The organism is Pedococcus soli (genome assembly GCF_054782575.1).
In genome coordinates, this window is sequence record NZ_BAAGSF010000004.1 from 302,001 (window position 1) to 318,132 (window position 16,132).

Consider the following 16,132-nt stretch of genomic DNA (forward strand, 5'->3'; position numbering starts at 1 on the left):
CGGGGTGCCAGGAGCACGGCCTGCGCTGCTCCTGGCACCCCGGGCGTCAGGTCCAGTGATCAGGCCGTGCCAGCCCGCGGGGCAGACGGGTCGCTCCGTCCCCGCGTGCAGAAGCCACCTGCGGGCCGGTGACGAAGAGCGAGCCGGACAGGTCCGCCCCGTCCAGCCGCGCACCGCGCAGGTCCGCCCCCAGCAGGTCCGTCCGTCCGAGGTCGACCCCGCGAAGGTCGGCACCCAGCAGGAGGGCACCACGCAGGCTGGCTCGCCGCAGGTCGCGCATCCTCTGGTCGCTGCCCACCAGGTCGGCGCGCGACAGGTCGGGGCCCGGGCCACCACCACCAGACCGCGAGGCCAGGCTCACCGTGGCCAGCAGGGCCCCGACCGCTGCGCCGACGCGGGCCAGATCGACCTCCTGCAGGGCGACCGGTGTTCCGGCGGCGTGCGCCTCGACCTCGGCGTCCAGGGCGGACACCTCGACGGCGAGGTCGGTGCCGGCCACCAGCCGCGCCGCCTCACCGAGGTGGCGCCGGAGCTCGTGCAGCTCGCGCACCACCGGGAACACCGCATACATCTGCGCGGCGGTCTCGGGCGCGGACCTCCAGTCCAGTCCCCCGAACGTCACCTGCGAGACCCGCTGGCCGGCTCCGAAGCAGTCGTATGCCGTGCAGCCGGCGAAGCCGCGCGGCCGCAGCTGGGTGTGGATGCCGCACCGGAAGTCCTGGGCCAGGTTGGGGCAGGGCGTCGCGGCAGGCTTGTCGATGGCGAAGTCGGCCGACGCCGCGAAGGACGGTACGACGCAACACAACCCGAAGCACCGCGAGCAGTCCGCGGCGAGCTCGACCTCAGCCACGCGCCGGCGTCAGCTCGGGGGCGGGGGCCTCCCCGGAGTCCACGTCAACAGCAGCGCCACTGAACTGCGCGGCGTACAGCTCGGCGTAGGCGCCGTCGCGAGCGAGCAGCTCGGCGTGCGAACCCTGCTCGACGATCTGGCCGTCACGCATCACGAGGATGACGTCGGCGTCGCGGATCGTCGACAGCCGGTGGGCGATGACGAAGCTCGTGCGGTCGTGCCGCAGCGCTGACATCGCCTGCTGCACCAGCAGCTCGGTGCGGGTGTCGACCGAGCTCGTCGCCTCGTCGAGGATGAGCAGGGCCGGGTCGGACAGGAACGCCCGTGCGATCGTCAGCAGCTGCTTCTCCCCGGCACTGATGTTGCCGCCCTCGGCGTCCAGGACGGTGTCGTACCCGTCGGGCAGGGAGTGCACGAACCGGTCGACGTAGGTGGCCTTCGCGGCAGCGAGCACCTCCTCCTCGGAGGACCCGGGCTTGCCGTAGGCGATGTTGTCGCGGATCGTGCCGCCGAAGAGCCACGTGTCCTGCAGCACCATGCCGATCTCGCTGCGCAGGTTGTGCCGCGTCAGGGCCGTGATGTCGACGCCGTCGAGCGTGATGCGCCCGGCATCCAGCTCGTAGAACCGCATCACGAGGTTGACCAGCGTGGTCTTGCCCGCACCGGTGGGCCCGACGATCGCGACCGTCTGGCCGGGCTCGACGACGAGGTCGAGGTGCTCGATGAGCGGGTTCGCCGGGTCGTAGGAGAAGGAGACGTCCTCGAACTCCACCCGACCGCGCGGTTCGTCCAGGACCGTCGCGCCGACCGCGTCGGGCCGCTGCTCGCTGGCGTCGAGCACCTCGAAGACGCGCTCGGCCGAGGCCACCCCGGACTGCAGGAGGTTGGCCATGGAGGCGACCTGGGTGAGGGGCTGGGTGAACTGGCGCGAGTACTGGATGAAGGCCTGCACGTCACCGAGGGTCATCGAGCCGCTCGCGACCCGCAGCCCGCCGACCACGGCGATGACGACGTAGTTGAGGTTCCCGATGAACATCATCGTCGGCATGATGATGCCGCTGACGAACTGCGCACCGAACCCTGCGGCATACAGGTCGTCGTTCTTGGCGCGGAACGACGACCGCACCTCGTCCTGGCGACCGAACACCTTGACCAGCTCGTGGCCGGTGAAGGACTCCTCGACGACCGAGTTGAGCTCACCGGTGCTCTTCCACTGCTGCACGAAGTGCTTCTGCGAGCGCTTGCCGATGGCGGCGGTGACCGCCATCGACACGGGGATCGTGACGAGGGCGATCAGTGCGAGCAGCGGCGAGATGTAGAGCATCATCGCGATCATCGCGACGACGGTGAGCAGGGACGTCAGCAGCTGGCTGAGCGTCTGCTGCAGGCTCTGGGCGACGTTGTCGATGTCGTTGGTGACCCGGCTGAGCAGCTCACCTCGCGGCTGGCCGTCGAAGTACTGCAACGGAAGCCGGTTGAGCTTGTCCTCGACGTCGCGGCGCAGACCGAAGATCGTGCGGTTCACCGCCCCGGTGAGCAGCCAGCCCTGGGCCCAGGAGAGCAGGCTGGCGACGAGGTAGATGCCCAGCACCAGGAGCAGCACGTCACCCACCGCGCCGAAGTCGATGCCCTGTCCCGGGACGAGGTACGGCATCCCGCCGACGAGGTCGGCGAGCTTGCCCTCGCCCCGGGCGCGGAGCGCCTCGACGAGCTGCGCCTTGTCGGTCCCGACCGGGAACCGTGCGCCCACCACCCCCGCGAAGATGTGGTCGGTCGCGCGGCCGAGGATCTTCGGGCCGATGGCCGACAGGCCCACGCTCGCGACGGCGAGCGCCAGCACGGCATACAGGGGCGTGCGCTCGGGCTGGAGCAGGCCGAGGAGGCGCTTCGCGGAGGGGACGAAGTTCTGCGACTTCTCCGCCGGCACACCGGCACCCATCATGGGTCCGTGCCGCTGGCCGGCTCGCGCACCCGGCCCGCGACGGGCCTCTGCCGCCTTCTCCTCGGCGGTCTTCACACCTTCGCTCATGCTGCTGCCTCCGCGCTCTGCTGGGACTCGACGATCTCGACGTACGTCGGGCACGTCACGAGCAGGTCGTCGTGGGTCCCCGCCCCGACGACGAGCCCGTCGTCGAGGACGACGATGTGGTCGGCGTCGACGATGGTCGACACCCGTTGGGCCACCACGACGACGGCGGCGTGCCGCGTGACCGGCTTGAGCGCCGACCGCAGCCTGGCGTCCGTGGACAGGTCCAGGGCCGAGAAGCTGTCGTCGAAGAGGAAGATCTCCGGCTTGGCCACGAGGGCACGCGCGATCGCGAGCCGTTGACGCTGGCCACCGGAGACGTTGGTGCCTCCTTGCACGATGGGCGAGTCCAGCCCCTGCGGCATGGCGCGGACGAAGTCCTCCGCCTGGGCGATGCGCAGCGCCTCCCAGAGCTCGTCGTCGGTCGCGTCGGCGTCGCCGTACCTCAGGTTGCTCGCGACGGTGCCGGTGAAGAGGTAGGGCTTCTGCGGGACGAGCCCGATCCGCGCCCACACGTCCTCGAGCGCCGCGTCCCGGACGTCGACGCCCCCGATGAGGACCTGACCACCCGTGACGTCGTACAGGCGCGGGACCAGCGACAGCAGCGTGGACTTGCCCGCACCGGTGCTGCCGATGATCGCGGTCGTCCTGCCCGGCTCGGCCCTGAGTGAAACCCCCTGCAGGACAGGGACATCGGCGCCGGGGTAGGCGAAGGTCACGTCACGCAGCTCGATGCCGGCACCGACCCGTGGGATGGTCACGGGGTCGGCGGGGGGCACCACGGTCGAGTCGGTGTCCAGCACCTCGGCGATGCGCCCGGCCGACACGGTGGCACGGGGGATCATCATCGACATGAAGGTCGCCATCATCACCGACATGAGGATCTGCATGAGGTAGCTCATGAAGGCGGTCATCTCGCCGATCTGCATCTGCCCGCTGGCCACGCGGTGCGAGCCGAACCACAGCACCGCCACCGTCGAGGCGTTGAAGATCAGCATGACGATGGGGAAGACCATGGCCATGAGCCGCCCGACCGCCAGGGCCGTGCCGGTGTACTGCGTGTTGGCCTCGGCGAACCGGGCCCGCTCGTGGTCCTCGCGGACGAAGGCTCGCACCACGCGGATGCCCGTGATCTGCTCGCGCAGCACCCGGTTCACCCAGTCGACCGACTCCTGCATGGTCCGGAACTGCGGGATCATGCGGCGGATCACGAGGGCGACCGACAGCGCCAGCAGCGGGACGGACACGGCTAGCAGCCACGAGAGACCGACGTCCTCGCGCAGGGCCATGATGACGCCGCCGACCATCATGATGGGCGCCGAGACCATCATCGCCGCACCCATGAAGACGACCTGCTGCACCTGGGTGACGTCGTTGGTGGTCCGGGAGATGAGGGTGGGCGCGCCGAAGCGCGAGACCTCCTGTGCGGAGAAGTCACCGACCCGGGCGAAGACCTGGGCGCGCAGGTCACGGCCGAGGCCGGCGGCGGAACGCGCGCCGAGGTAGGTCGCCCACACGGTCGCGGCGATCTGGGCCAGCGACACGGCCAGCATCCAGCCACCCGTGCGCAGGATGAACCCGGTGTCGCCCTGGGCCACCCCCTCGTCGATGATGCGGCCGTTGAGGCTGGGCAGGTACAGCGAGGCGATGGTGCCGACGAGCTGCAGCCCGACGAGCACGGTGACCAGCCCCTGGTAGGGCCGCAGGTAGTCGCGGACGATCCGGACGAGCATCAGTTCCCCCCTCCCTCGGGACGCCGCAGGGCGCCCTCGAGGATGACGTCGACGAGCTCCTGCGGTGAGGAGCCCTGGTGGTGGAGCATCGGGTGCACGCTCGAGAGCGTCAGCATCCGCAGGTAGTTGACGAGCTCGCGCGCCGGCAGGCGCAGCTGGTCCGTGTCCGCCCCGATCAGCGCGACGAACGCGTCGTCGACAGCGGTGTTGGCCCGCTCTCGCCGGGGGTCCTGGCCCTTGTGGGGCGGGCGCATCGGCTTGCCGCCGGCCTGCAGGACGGTCATGAGGGAGAAGATCCCGCGCAGGTAGTCCTGCATCGTCGCCACCGCGGCCGCCAGGCGCTCGCGCAGGGGGAGGGTGTCGTCGATCTCGAGCAGCCGCAGGACCAGCGACTCGGTCTGGAACGCGTCGTGGACGCAGGCGTCGACGAGCTCGTCCTTCGACTCGAAGACCCGGAAGATCGTGCCCTCCGCCACCCCCGCCGCCTTGGCGATCTCCTTGGTGCTGACGGTCCGGCCCTTGTCGCGCAGCAGCGGCACCGTCGACGCGATGATCGCAGCGCGGCGCTCGTCGGGGGCCATGGCGGGGGCTCGGGGAGTCACCCGATCAGACTAAGTGAGTGAGCACTCACTCACAACACCTTTCCTGACCTGCGGAAATGGAGGAGATCAGGTGCGCGACCGGGGCGGGCGCTCACTTCGTCGGGGCGCCCCGGACCTGATCGGCCACCCAAGCGGCCGCGTCCCGGGGCGACGACCGCGCCGTGTCGACCTCGAGGTCGTAGTCGATCCCCTCGTGGACTGCGAGCGCCTGCGCCCGCGCCATCCCGACGACCCGGTCGCCGCGCGCCTGCTCCCTCGCCTCGGCCACCTCGGGGTCGCACCGGACCCCGACCCAGAGCACGTCCAGCCCCTCGAGCGCACCGCGCCAACGGTCCTGGGCGGCCGGTCCGGACAGGAACCCGTCCTCGACGACGACCGGGACCTCGCGGGCGATGGTCGCGACCCCGCCCATCCACGCGTGCTCCACGCGCCGCCACTCCGGTCCGGTCCCGACCGTGCCGTCCGGACGCAGCACCAGGCCGCCCTCGACCCGGTCGAAGCCGGGCGGCAAGGCGTCGATCAGCGTGTCGACGGACAGGCGCAGCCAGGTGCCGGGCAACAGGTCGACCAGGGCGGCGGAGAGCGCGGACTTCCCCGAGCTCGACCCGCCGTTGAGCACGATGACGTGGGGACCCGACCTCACGTCAGCAGACCGTCGGCCACCAGCTCCCGGAGCAGGGCGACGAGGTCGGGCCGCAGGACGTCCTCGTCGACCTCGAGCAGCTGGGCGATGGCGGCGATCGCGGCGCGGGCGGGCAGCGTGCCGTCGCAGACGCTGAGCAGCGCCGCCCCCGCGGTGTCGAGGCGGACGGAGCGTCGCAGTCCGCCACCCTGCCGCAGGAGGATGACGCTGGGGTCCGGGTCGCCCGGGCGCGAGTGCCGCTCCTCGGTGACGTCGGCGGCTGCCGTCCAGGCGACGGAGAGCAGCTCGTCGTCACCGTGCTCGGCCAACCAGGTGCGGGCGCGGATGCCCGCCAGGACGTGGGGCCCCATCGGTTGGGCGACGGGCCCTGCGACCTCGTCCAGGTGCACGAACGGGTCCCGGTCGCCGAGCGGTCGCTGCAGCGTGACGACCCCGAACCCCACGGCCGTCACGTCGCGGGACGCGAAGTCGTCCAGCCACGCGGCATACATCGTCGCGAACTCGACCGTGGCGCTGTGGTGGCCGCCGTCGCGCGCCCAGGTCTCGGCGTACTCGGCGGGGTCCTGCACGTCACGCTGGACGATCCAGGCGTCGAGCCCGGTGCCCTCGACCCAGCCGCGCACCCGGTCACGCCAGTCGGTGTCGCCGACGACCTCCCAGTTGCCGAGGAACTGGGCGATGCCGCCGGGGACCAGGTGGTCACCGATGGAGCGGACGAGCCCCGCGACGATGGCATCCCCCGAGGCACCCCCGTCGCGGTACTCGAAGAGCGGGACGTCCGGGGTTCGGGGCGTGATGACGAACGGCGGGTTGCTGACGATGAGCTCGAACTGCCGTCCCGCAACGGGATCCAGCATCGAACCGCCCACGACCTCCCAGCTGACGTCGTTGAGGGCAGCATTGAAGCGGGCGTAGTCGAGGGCACGCTCGGACAGGTCGGTCACGGTCACGTGCCCGGCGTGGGCCCCGAGGTGGAGGGCCTGGACGCCGCACCCGGTGCCGATGTCGAGCGCCCGACCGACCACGGGACGCGGGGTCCAGGACGCCAGGGTCGTCGAGGCACCGCCGATGCCGAGCACGTGGTCCTCGTGCAACGGCTCGCGCGTCGCGATCTCGGCGAGGTCGGAGGCCACCCACCAGGCGTGGTCCTCGTCGCCGTAGGGGCGCAGGTCGCACGTCGCGACGACGCCGGGGCCCTGATCGCGCACGAGGCCCAGGGACTGGGCCCCCTGCAGGCCCAGCGTCGGGAGCGCCGCGGCGACGTCGTCGGTGTCGACCGCGTCGCCGAGCCCGAACAGCCGCACGAGCGTGGCGAGCGGCGTGCCCGCGTCGGCGGTGACCCGCTGCGCGGGCAGCACCTGCTCACGGGCGAGGGCTGCCCCGGCGAGCGGGCCGAGGAGGTCGGACACCCCTTCGACCGTGTATGCCGCGGCGGCCAGGTCGGTGCGCAGCGCGGCGACGAGTGCGGGGTCGGTGGCCGTGGGTGGCGGGGTCGAGGCCATCAGCCGTCGAGCAGGCCGCCGAGGTTGAACCCTCCCCCGCTGCCTCCACCCTGGGCCGGCGGCGGCGTCCACTCGCTCGGCTGCACGATGACGAAGCCGGGGCCGTGGAACGCGTACTGGAAGGCCTCGCCGGAGCCACCACGGAGCATCGAGCGCACGTTCATGCTCGAGACGACCTGCGGCACGAGGTTCGCCGACCAGCCGACGCAGGCCTGGACGTCGACGTAGGTCGGCTGGGTACCGCAGTCGAGGACGACCGGCTGACCGACCGTGTGGATCGCTGCAGTGCCGGTGCCGTGCAGGGTCGTGTTGAAGAGCCCACCACTGAGCATCCCGGCGCCCTGGACCCGCTTGATGTCCCACTCGATGCTCGAGTCGAACGCGAGCAGGTTCCGGGCGTTGAGGCTGATGCCGTCGCCGGTCAGCTCGACGAGGAAGACGAACCCGGCCTCGGACGCGAAGAACACGTCCCCCTCGCCGGAGACCCGCATCAGCGAGACGTCCTCGCCCGTGACGACCTTCTTGAACAGCTTGCCGACGCTGCCGGCCTTCTCGTGGTCGAAGCGGATGCTGCCCTGGTAGGACACCATGGCGCCCTTGACGGCGAGCACGTCGCCGCCGAGGTGGACGCGCAGCATCTGCGGGTTCTGGAGAGCGAAGCGCTGCTGCGCCTGGACCTCGAGGTTCGCCTGCTCGAACAGTGGACTCTGCATGCGGCAAGCCTAGGCCGAAGGCACCCCGGTGGGGAGGCGGTAGGTGAACCACTCGGACCGGTCGCCGCCGAGGCTGTCGTAGAGCCGCTGCGCCCTGGCGTTGTCAGGAGCGGTCTGCCACTGGAGCCAGCGGCACCCGCGGTCCGCGGCCAGGCCGCGGCAGGCCTCGAGCAGGGCCCGCCCGGCGCCGTGCGAGCGGGACTCGGCGTGGACGAACAGGTCCTCCATCACGGCGAGCGGCAGGCCCAGCGTGGTGTCCCAGCTCCACAGGACGGTCGCGTGGCCTGCCGCGTGCCCCTGCGCGTCACGGGCGATGAGCTGCGTGCCTCCGGCGCCGGTGAGGAAGGCCCGGGCCATGGCCTCCAGGTCGGCCACCGACGGGTCCTCGCGGTAGAAGCGGGCGTAGGACAGCATCGACGGCACGAGGTCCTCGAGGTCCTGCTCGGTGACGGTGGCGACGGTGACTTCGGCGGGAGGGGCCATGGGCGGAATCTACGCGGGCGCCATACCGGGTGGACGACGAACGGCCGGCCCACCGTGGTGGTGGGACCGGCCGTTCGGGCGAGGTGGTGCGGGCTAGCGGTTCGCCGGCTCCTCGATGTGACCGGTCGCGTCGTCGACCGCCTCACCGGGAGTGGTGGTGGCCTCACCGGAGCTGGGCGCCGAGGCGTCCATCCGCTCGGCCTTCTCGCCGTCCTCGTCGCCGCCGATGGCGAGGTCGCGCGCCTTGGACACGGCGACCGCGATGACGACGATGAGCAGGGCGACCGCGGCGATGCCGTACCGGATCGGCGAGTTCTTGTCGTCCCCGATGGACAGCGTGACGATCGCCGGGGCGATGAGCACCGAGACGAGGTTCATCACCTTGATCAGCGGGTTGATCGACGGGCCGGCGGTGTCCTTGAACGGGTCACCGACGGTGTCACCGATGACCGTGGCCGCGTGGGCGTCGCTGCCCTTGCCGCCGTGCGCACCGTCCTCGACGATCTTCTTCGCGTTGTCCCACGCACCACCGGAGTTGGCGAGGAACACCGCCATGAGGCAGCCGGTGCCGATCGCGCCGGCCAGGAAGCCGGCGAGCGGCCCGATGCCGAGGCCGAACCCGACGGCGACGGGCATGAGTGCGGCCAGCAGGCCGGGGGTCGCGAGCTCACGCAGCGAGTCGCGGGTGCAGATGTCGACGACCTTGCCGTACTCCGGCTTCTCCGTGTAGTCCATGATCCCGGGGTGCTCGCGGAACTGGCGACGCACCTCGAACACGATGGCGCCGGCGGCGCGGGTGACGGCGTTGATGGCCAGGCCCGAGAACAGGAAGACCGTCGCGGCACCGATGAGGAGTCCGACGAGGACGCTCGGCGTGACGATCTGCAGGTCGAACGGCGCGTTGGCCTTCTGCAGGATCTGCGTGAACTGCGCCTGCGCGGCCTCCTGGGTGAGCGAGCCACCCTGGACCTTGGCGATGAGGTCGCTCTGCGTCTTCTGCTGCAGCGCGGTGAAGATCGGCTCGAACTTCGCCTGCCACGCGTCGGAGTAGGAGCCGAACAGGGCGGTCGCGGCCAGCACGGCCGTGGCGATCGCGATGCCCTTGGTGATCGCCTTCGTGGTGTTGCCCACCGCGTCGAGGTCGGTGAGGATCTGCGCGCCCTCACCGTCGACGTCGCCGGACATCTCGGCGATGCCCTGGGCGTTGTCGGAGACCGGGCCGAAGGTGTCCATGGCGACGATGACGCCGACCGTGGTGAGCAGGCCGCAGCCTGCCAGCGCGATGAAGAACAGCGACAGGATGACCGAGCCGCCACCGAGCAGGAAGGCCGCGTAGACGGCGCCACCGATGATGACGGCCGTGTAGACGGCCGACTCGAGGCCGACCCCGATGCCCGACAGGACGACCGTGGCCGCACCGGTGAGCGAGGTGCGGGCGACGTCCTTGGTGGGCCGCTTGTCGGTACCGGTGAAGTACCCCGTCAGCCAGAGGATGACGGCCGCGAGGACGATGCCGATGAGCACGGCCAGGATCGCGGCGTAGCGCGGGTTGCCCGAGAGGGCGCTGATCCCGGCGTTCGACGAACCGAGCCCGGCGTAGCTGTCGGGCAGGTAGATGAAGGCGGCGACACCGGAGAGCACGGCAGCGATGGCGGCCGAGATGTAGAAGCCGCGGTTGATGGCCGAGAGGGCGTTCTCACCGGGCTTGACGCGCGTGATGAAGACGCCGATCAGGGCGGTGACCGCGCCGATGGCCGGCACGATCAGCGGGAAGACGAGGCCGTAGCTGCCGAAGGCGGCCGACCCGAGGATGAGGGCGGCGACGAGCATGACGGCGTAGGACTCGAACAGGTCCGCGGCCATGCCCGCGCAGTCACCCACGTTGTCACCGACGTTGTCGGCGATCGTCGCGGCGTTGCGGGGGTCGTCCTCGGGGATGCCGGCCTCGACCTTGCCGACCAGGTCGGCGCCCACGTCGGCAGCCTTGGTGAAGATGCCACCGCCGACACGCATGAACATGGCGAGCAGGGCGGCGCCGAAGCCGAAGCCCTCGAGCACCTTGGGGGCGTCGCCCTTGTAGAGCAGGACGACCACGGAGGCGCCGAGCAGGCCCAGGCCCACCGTCGCCATACCGACCGTGCCACCGGTGCGGAAGGCGATCCGCATGCCGGAGTCACGGTCGCCACCGCGGGCGGCGGACGCGACGCGGACGTTGGCCTTCACGGCCAGGCTCATGCCGAAGTAGCCGATCGCCGCGGAGAACAGCGCGCCGACGATGAAGAAGGCGGAACGTCCCCAGCGGACGCCGGCGGTGTCGGCAGGGAGCAGGAGCAGGAGGAAGAAGACGAGGCCGACGAACACGGACAGCGTCTTGAACTGGCGGGCGAGGAACGCCTGCGCACCTTCCTCGACGGCGGCGCCGATTTCCTGCATCTTCTCGGTGCCGGGGTCGGCCGCCAGCACCTGCTGGCGGAAGAAGACACCCATGACCAGCGCGATCACCGAGATGGCGAGCACGGCTATGACCAGGGTGAGATTGGTGCCGTCCAGCTGCAGGTCAGCAGCGGCGGCAGGCGCAAGGCGCGACATTCCATCCTCCTCGATGGGGAACACTGCGGGCTCGTCCCCGGGCACGACGTGATGACGCACCACCACGGGGGACGATGCTGGCGAGAGTAATGCACGTCACACCGAATGTGACGGCCGGTGAGCAGCGTCACAGTGAATTCGTGACGCAGGAGGTCACGCAGGTGGGGCGGGAGGAGGCTCCGGTCAGGCGTTGGAGGCCGCGGTGGCCTCGTCGACCGACGGGTAGATGTGGAACACCTTGTCGAGCCCGGTGATCTTGAAGACCTTGAGGATGCGGTCCTGGGCGCTGACGATGCGCAGGCTGCCGCTCTGGCCGCGGACGAGCTTGAGACGGCCGACGAGGACGCCCAGCCCGGTGGAGTCCATGAAGGTGACGTTCTCGAGGTCGACCACCAGCGTCGTGCGGCCGGCGGCGACCTGCTTGTCGAGCACCTCACGGAGCAACGGAGCGGTGTACACGTCGATCTCGCCCGCCACGTGGACGATCGTCACGGCACCCTGCTCGCTGCTCGAGACCGACAGGTCCACAGTCACCCTTTCCCTCGACTACGCCAGTTCTTCACCCTCGGGCGCGCGGCTCGGCCGTCTGCCCTCGGGATTACGGTAGCGGCAATGTCCACACCCCTTGGTACCGCACCCGGCGCGCGCCTCGCCTTCGACCCCGAGGCGACGCTCGCCGCCCTGGCCTCCGGCCCCCGCGCCGACCGCCTGCGGCACGTCCACGAGGTGCCCGCCCGCCCCGCGTCGCTGGCGGAGTGGCCGCAGTGGGTGGACCCGTCCGTGTATGCCGCGTGCGCCGGGGCCGGGGTCACCTCCCTGTGGTCGCACCAGCGGGAGGCGGCCGACCTCGCCCACTCCGGGTCGCACGTCGTCATGGCGACCGGCACCGCCTCGGGCAAGAGCCTGGGGTACCTCCTGCCGGTGCTCACGGCCCTGGTCGAGGGGTCTGCTGCACCCACGGGTCGGGGCGCCACCGCCCTCTACCTCTCCCCCACCAAGGCCCTGGCCGCCGACCAGCTGTCCCGGGTGCAGGCCATGGCGGTGCCCGGCGTGCGGGCCGCGACGTACGACGGTGACACCCCCAGCGAGGAGCGCCGCTGGATCCGCGACCACGCCCACCTCGTGCTCACCAACCCCGACCTCGTCCACCACTCCCTCCTGCCGCTGCACGAGCGCTGGGCACCGTTCCTGCGGCGACTTCGCTACGTCGTCATCGACGAGTGCCACGTCTACCGGGGGGTGTTCGGCTCCCACCTCGCCGCCCTGCTCCGCCGCCTGCGCCGTGTCTGTGCCCGGTATGGCGCCTCCCCCACCTTCGTCCTCGCGTCCGCGACCGTGCGTGACCCCGGCGACCACGCCGGCAGGCTGGTCGGCCTGCCGGTGACGGCCGTGACGACCGACGGGTCCCCGCGCGAGGCGATGACGTTCGCGTTGTGGGAGCCCGGGCCGCTCGACGAGGGGTTCGGCGCCACGGCGCCGGCGGACGTCGGCTGGTCCGGTGGCCGCCCCGCGGACGAGGTCCCGTCGGGACCGCAGGACGAGTTCTTCGGGCAGTCCTTCTCCGCCGCCGAGCTCACGGACACCTCCGGTGAGACCCCGGCCCGCCGCAGCGCGACGTCCGAGGCCGCCGACCTGCTGGCCCAGCTCGTCGCCGCCAAGGTGCAGACCGTGGCGTTCGCCCGGTCCCGGGCCGGGGTCGAGGCCCTGGCCTCGAGCGCCCGGCGCACGCTGGAGGGACAGCCGCGGCTGGCAGCCGCCGTCGCGGCATACCGGGGCGGTTATCTCCCCGAGGAGCGGCGCGAGCTCGAACGCGCCCTGCGCCACGGCGACATCCTCGGCCTGGCCGCCACCAACGCCCTCGAGCTCGGCGTCGACATCAGCGGGCTGGACGCCGTCCTGCTCGCCGGCTGGCCGGGGACACGGGCCTCGCTGTGGCAGCAGGCTGGCCGGGCCGGGCGGGCCGGCACGCGTTCGCTGGCGGTGTTCGTGGCCGCGGACGACCCGCTCGACACCTACGTCGTCAACCACCCCGAGGTCGTGTTCGGGCAGCCGGTGGAGAGCACGGTGCTCGACCCCGACAACCCGCACGTGCTCGCCCCCCACCTCGCGGCCGCGGCAGCCGAGCTGCCGCTGCGCGAGGCGGACCTGGAGATGTTCGGACCGGATGCGCGGCGCCTGGTGGACGCCCTCGTGGCCCGCGGGATCCTGCGGCGTCGGCCCACGGGGTGGTTCTGGGCCAGGTCGGACCGCGCCAGCGACCACGTCTCGCTCCGGGGCAGCGGGGAGGTCGTCGGGATCGTCGAGCGCCGCACAGGTCGGGTCCTCGGCACCATCGACGAGGCCTCGGCGCACTCCCAGGTCCACACCGGCGCGGTGCACGTGCACCAGGGCAGCACCTACGTCGTCACCGAGCTCGACCTCGAGGCGGGGACGGCGACGGCGGTCCGTGGCGACCCGGGGTGGAGCACGTTCGCGCAGTCGGTGAGCGCGTTCGACGTCGTGGGCGCCTCGGACGAGTTCTCGTGGGGACCGATCGACGTCGCGTTCGGGAACGTGCGCGTGCACCACCAGGTGACGAGCTTCCTGCGACGGCTCCCCGGGGGTGAGGTCATCGGCACCCATCCGCTCACGCTCCCGCAGCGGACCCTGGCCACCAAGGCGGTGTGGTGGACCATGCCCGTCGACTGGCTAGAGGCCGTCGGCGTGGCCGAGGTCGACATCCCGGGGGCCGCCCACGCCGCGGAGCACGCAGCCATCGGCATGATGCCGCTGGTGGCGACCTCCGACCGCTGGGACATCGGCGGCGTCTCGACGGCCCTGCACCCGGACACCGGACTGCCGACGATCATGGTCTACGACGGGCACCCGGGCGGCGCAGGCTTCGCCCAGCGGGCGTTCGGCGTCTTCGAGATGTGGTTGTCGGCCACGCTCGAGGCCGTGCGCTCCTGCCGGTGCGAGAGCGGGTGCCCGGGGTGCGTCCAGTCCCCCAAGTGCGGCAACGGCAACGAACCCCTGGACAAGGCGGGGGCGGTCCGGCTGCTCGAGGCCGTCCTGCGCCACGCTCCCGAACCCGCCTGAACCGCCTGCGTCCCGGCCCCGGCCGACGCCCGGGTACCACGCCGGAGCGACGGCCGCGAAACGGGCAAAACCGCAGGCCACGGGCTAGGGTCGAAGCGAATGGCGCACCGCGCGCCGCAGATTTTTCGGAGGTCCCCCGTGATCGTGCTCGGACTGATCCTGGTCGTGGTGGCCGTCGCCGCCGCGATCCTCCTGGTCCTCGGCGCCCTGCCCGTGACCGCCACCTCGACGCTCGAGACCGGCATCTTCAAGTTCGAGCTGACGCCGTTGCAGCTGTTGATCGCAGGTGCGGCGATCATGCTGCTCGTGTGGTTCGGCCTCGGCATGGTGCGAGGCAGCATGAAGCGCAGGCGTCGACCCGGTCGTGAGGCCAAGGAGGCGCAGCGCCAGGCCGAGCTCGAGGAGTCGATCCGGTCCGACGAGCGCAAGCGCGCCGAGGAGACCCACCAGAGCGCCCTCGCCGAGCGGGACCGCGCCAAGGACGCCGAGCTGGAGTCGACCCTGGCCGAGCGGGACCGCGCCCGCGACGAGGAGTTCCGCACCCGCGAGCGCGAGATCGAGGACCGCGCCCGCGCCGACGAGCGCGAGCGCCTGGAGCGCGAGTTCAGCGCTCGACAGGCTGCTGCTGCCGCCGCTGTCCCGGCCGCTGGAGTCACTGCGGCCTCGCACGGTGACCACGCGGACCACGGGCACGACCAGGCGCACGACCACGGGCGCGAGGGCACCGAGGTCCCCGTGGCCGGTGGCACCGCCGACCAGCGCCACGACGATGTCGCCGGCTCCGGCTCCGGGCTCGGGGACGGTTCGGCCGACGAGCGCCTCTACACCCCCGGTGACAGCGCCGACAGCCACTCGAACCGTGACGCGGCGGCCGCTGACGGCAATGCCGACGACGCCGAGGTCGGCGACGGCACCGACGCCTCCGCCGAGAACCGCCCCGCGCACCGCACCATGGCCGACCGCATCATGGGCCGGGACCCGCAGAACCACGGCTGACCCCGTCGGCGGGGCCGCCCACCGCGGCGAGGAGACCCCGGGCGACGCGCAGGCGAGACCCAGGGGCCCCCCGGGAGATCACCCAGCGAGACCACGACTCACTCCGACGGCGCGGGCCCAGCCCGCGCCGTTGCTCGTGCCCGGGGCGCTCCGAAGCCCGGGAGCACCAGGCCCACCGGGGCGGTGACCGCGACCCGTGCCGAACCGTCCACCGAGACGGAGCACGCGCTCGGCCGAGCATCGTTGGCGACGGTGACGGCGGCCGCGCGGGCGCAGGCCTGCGCAGTCGTGGCCCCTCCCTGGACGGCCGTGGCGGCCGCCAGGGCGGCGAGGTCGACAGCAGCACGAGCACGATGGGTCGCCACCACGGCGCTGGCGAGGGCGAGTCCTCCGACCAGCACGATGAGCAGCACGCCGATCGCTGCGAGGGCCAGGACGGTGCCGCTCCCGCGCTCCCCCCGCCGGTAGCGCCCACGCCCGCCCAGGGCGCCACGCCTCAGGATCCCGAGCGGCCCCGGCGCCTGAACCACACGCCTCTCCCGGGCGCTCACGGGGACCCACGGCCGGGCGCTCCAGCGGCCGGCACGTCCTCCCTCGCCGCCACGGCGCGCGCCACCGGCGAGGCCCGCGCACCCAGCCAGTGCAGCGCCGGCGCTGCCGGAGCACGCACGGTGACCTCCACCGCGCCGGCCGACCCGGACACGGCGAACCCGGCGCGCGGCGGAGCCAGCCGCCGACCCTGCTCCACCGCCGCTCCGGTCGCGTCACCCCTCGCCATCGCCCGGGCAGTCGCGCGAGCCGCGTCGACGCACCGGACCTGGTCCAGCACGGTGGTCAGAGCCGACAGCGCCAGGACCAGGACCAGCACGAGGGCGGGGAGTGCGACCGCCAGCTCGACGGTCGCCATCCCCCTCTCC

At 72.0% G+C, this 16,132-nt stretch carries 14 protein-coding genes; 2 read left to right on the forward strand and 12 right to left on the reverse strand.

The genetic code is table 11. The features are described from left to right. Nucleotides 1-46 precede the first annotated feature (46 nt). The 10 genes from ACYVKF_RS07420 to ACYVKF_RS07465 all read right to left on the reverse strand — a co-directional run bounded on the left by ACYVKF_RS07420 (nt 47) and on the right by ACYVKF_RS07465 (nt 11,675). Nucleotides 47-850 (reverse strand): pentapeptide repeat-containing protein, encoded by an 804-nt coding sequence (locus tag ACYVKF_RS07420; RefSeq protein WP_460965919.1) that lies wholly within the window; start codon nt 848-850, stop codon nt 47-49. Then, entirely contained in the window at nt 843-2,879 is a 2,037-nt protein-coding gene (locus ACYVKF_RS07425; RefSeq protein WP_460965921.1) for an ABC transporter ATP-binding protein, read from the reverse strand. The genes ACYVKF_RS07420 and ACYVKF_RS07425 overlap by 8 nt, the downstream gene beginning before the upstream one ends. After that, nucleotides 2,876-4,609, reverse strand: a complete 1,734-nt coding sequence (locus ACYVKF_RS07430) for an ABC transporter ATP-binding protein (protein WP_460965923.1) — start codon at nt 4,607-4,609, stop codon at nt 2,876-2,878. The genes ACYVKF_RS07425 and ACYVKF_RS07430 overlap by 4 nt, the downstream gene beginning before the upstream one ends. Next, nucleotides 4,609-5,211: a TetR/AcrR family transcriptional regulator gene (locus ACYVKF_RS07435; RefSeq protein WP_460965925.1), complete on the reverse strand. Its 603-nt coding sequence runs from the start codon at nt 5,209-5,211 to the stop codon at nt 4,609-4,611. Before ACYVKF_RS07435 ends, ACYVKF_RS07430 begins: the two co-directional genes overlap by 1 nt. A 91-nt stretch (nt 5,212-5,302) precedes the next feature. Continuing rightward, a complete protein-coding gene (locus ACYVKF_RS07440; protein ID WP_460965927.1) occupies nt 5,303-5,854 on the reverse strand; it encodes a chloramphenicol phosphotransferase CPT family protein in 552 nt (183 codons plus the stop codon). Then, nucleotides 5,851-7,356: a PqqD family peptide modification chaperone gene (locus tag ACYVKF_RS07445; protein WP_460965929.1), complete on the reverse strand. Its 1,506-nt coding sequence runs from the start codon at nt 7,354-7,356 to the stop codon at nt 5,851-5,853. Before ACYVKF_RS07445 ends, ACYVKF_RS07440 begins: the two co-directional genes overlap by 4 nt. Continuing rightward, complete coding sequence (locus ACYVKF_RS07450; RefSeq protein ID WP_056915721.1) at nt 7,356-8,069, reverse strand: AIM24 family protein; 714 nt, start codon at nt 8,067-8,069, stop codon at nt 7,356-7,358. Before ACYVKF_RS07450 ends, ACYVKF_RS07445 begins: the two co-directional genes overlap by 1 nt. A 9-nt stretch (nt 8,070-8,078) precedes the next feature. Beyond that, nucleotides 8,079-8,552 (reverse strand): GNAT family N-acetyltransferase, encoded by a 474-nt coding sequence (locus ACYVKF_RS07455; protein WP_460965931.1) that lies wholly within the window; start codon nt 8,550-8,552, stop codon nt 8,079-8,081. 93 nt (nt 8,553-8,645) lie between these two features. Next, the gene (locus ACYVKF_RS07460; RefSeq protein ID WP_460965933.1) at nt 8,646-11,141 is read right to left on the reverse strand and encodes a sodium-translocating pyrophosphatase; all 2,496 of its coding nucleotides are present in this window, start codon (nt 11,139-11,141) and stop codon (nt 8,646-8,648) included. A 183-nt stretch (nt 11,142-11,324) separates the two neighbouring features. Further along, nucleotides 11,325-11,675, reverse strand: coding sequence for an anti-sigma factor antagonist (locus ACYVKF_RS07465; RefSeq protein WP_460965935.1), 351 nt, complete (start codon nt 11,673-11,675; stop codon nt 11,325-11,327). A 78-nt stretch (nt 11,676-11,753) separates the two neighbouring features. Here ACYVKF_RS07465 and ACYVKF_RS07470 point away from each other — a divergent pair, with 78 nt between their 5' ends. Further along, nucleotides 11,754-14,219 carry a DEAD/DEAH box helicase gene (locus ACYVKF_RS07470; protein ID WP_460965937.1) on the forward strand — a complete coding sequence of 822 codons (2,466 nt, stop codon included), beginning with the start codon at nt 11,754-11,756 and terminating at the stop codon, nt 14,217-14,219. Between the two features lie 138 nt (nt 14,220-14,357). Next, nucleotides 14,358-15,215, forward strand: a complete 858-nt coding sequence (locus tag ACYVKF_RS07475; RefSeq protein WP_460965939.1) for a cell envelope integrity TolA family protein — start codon at nt 14,358-14,360, stop codon at nt 15,213-15,215. A 98-nt stretch (nt 15,216-15,313) separates the two neighbouring features. Here the strand turns inward: ACYVKF_RS07475 and ACYVKF_RS07480 are convergent, their stop codons facing one another. After that, nucleotides 15,314-15,745, reverse strand: a complete 432-nt coding sequence (locus ACYVKF_RS07480; RefSeq protein ID WP_460965941.1) for an Rv3654c family TadE-like protein — start codon at nt 15,743-15,745, stop codon at nt 15,314-15,316. Nucleotides 15,746-15,762: 17 nt separating this feature from the next. Then, the gene (locus tag ACYVKF_RS07485) at nt 15,763-16,122 is read right to left on the reverse strand and encodes a TadE family type IV pilus minor pilin (RefSeq protein ID WP_460965943.1); all 360 of its coding nucleotides are present in this window, start codon (nt 16,120-16,122) and stop codon (nt 15,763-15,765) included. Between the last annotated feature and the right edge of the window lie 10 nt (nt 16,123-16,132).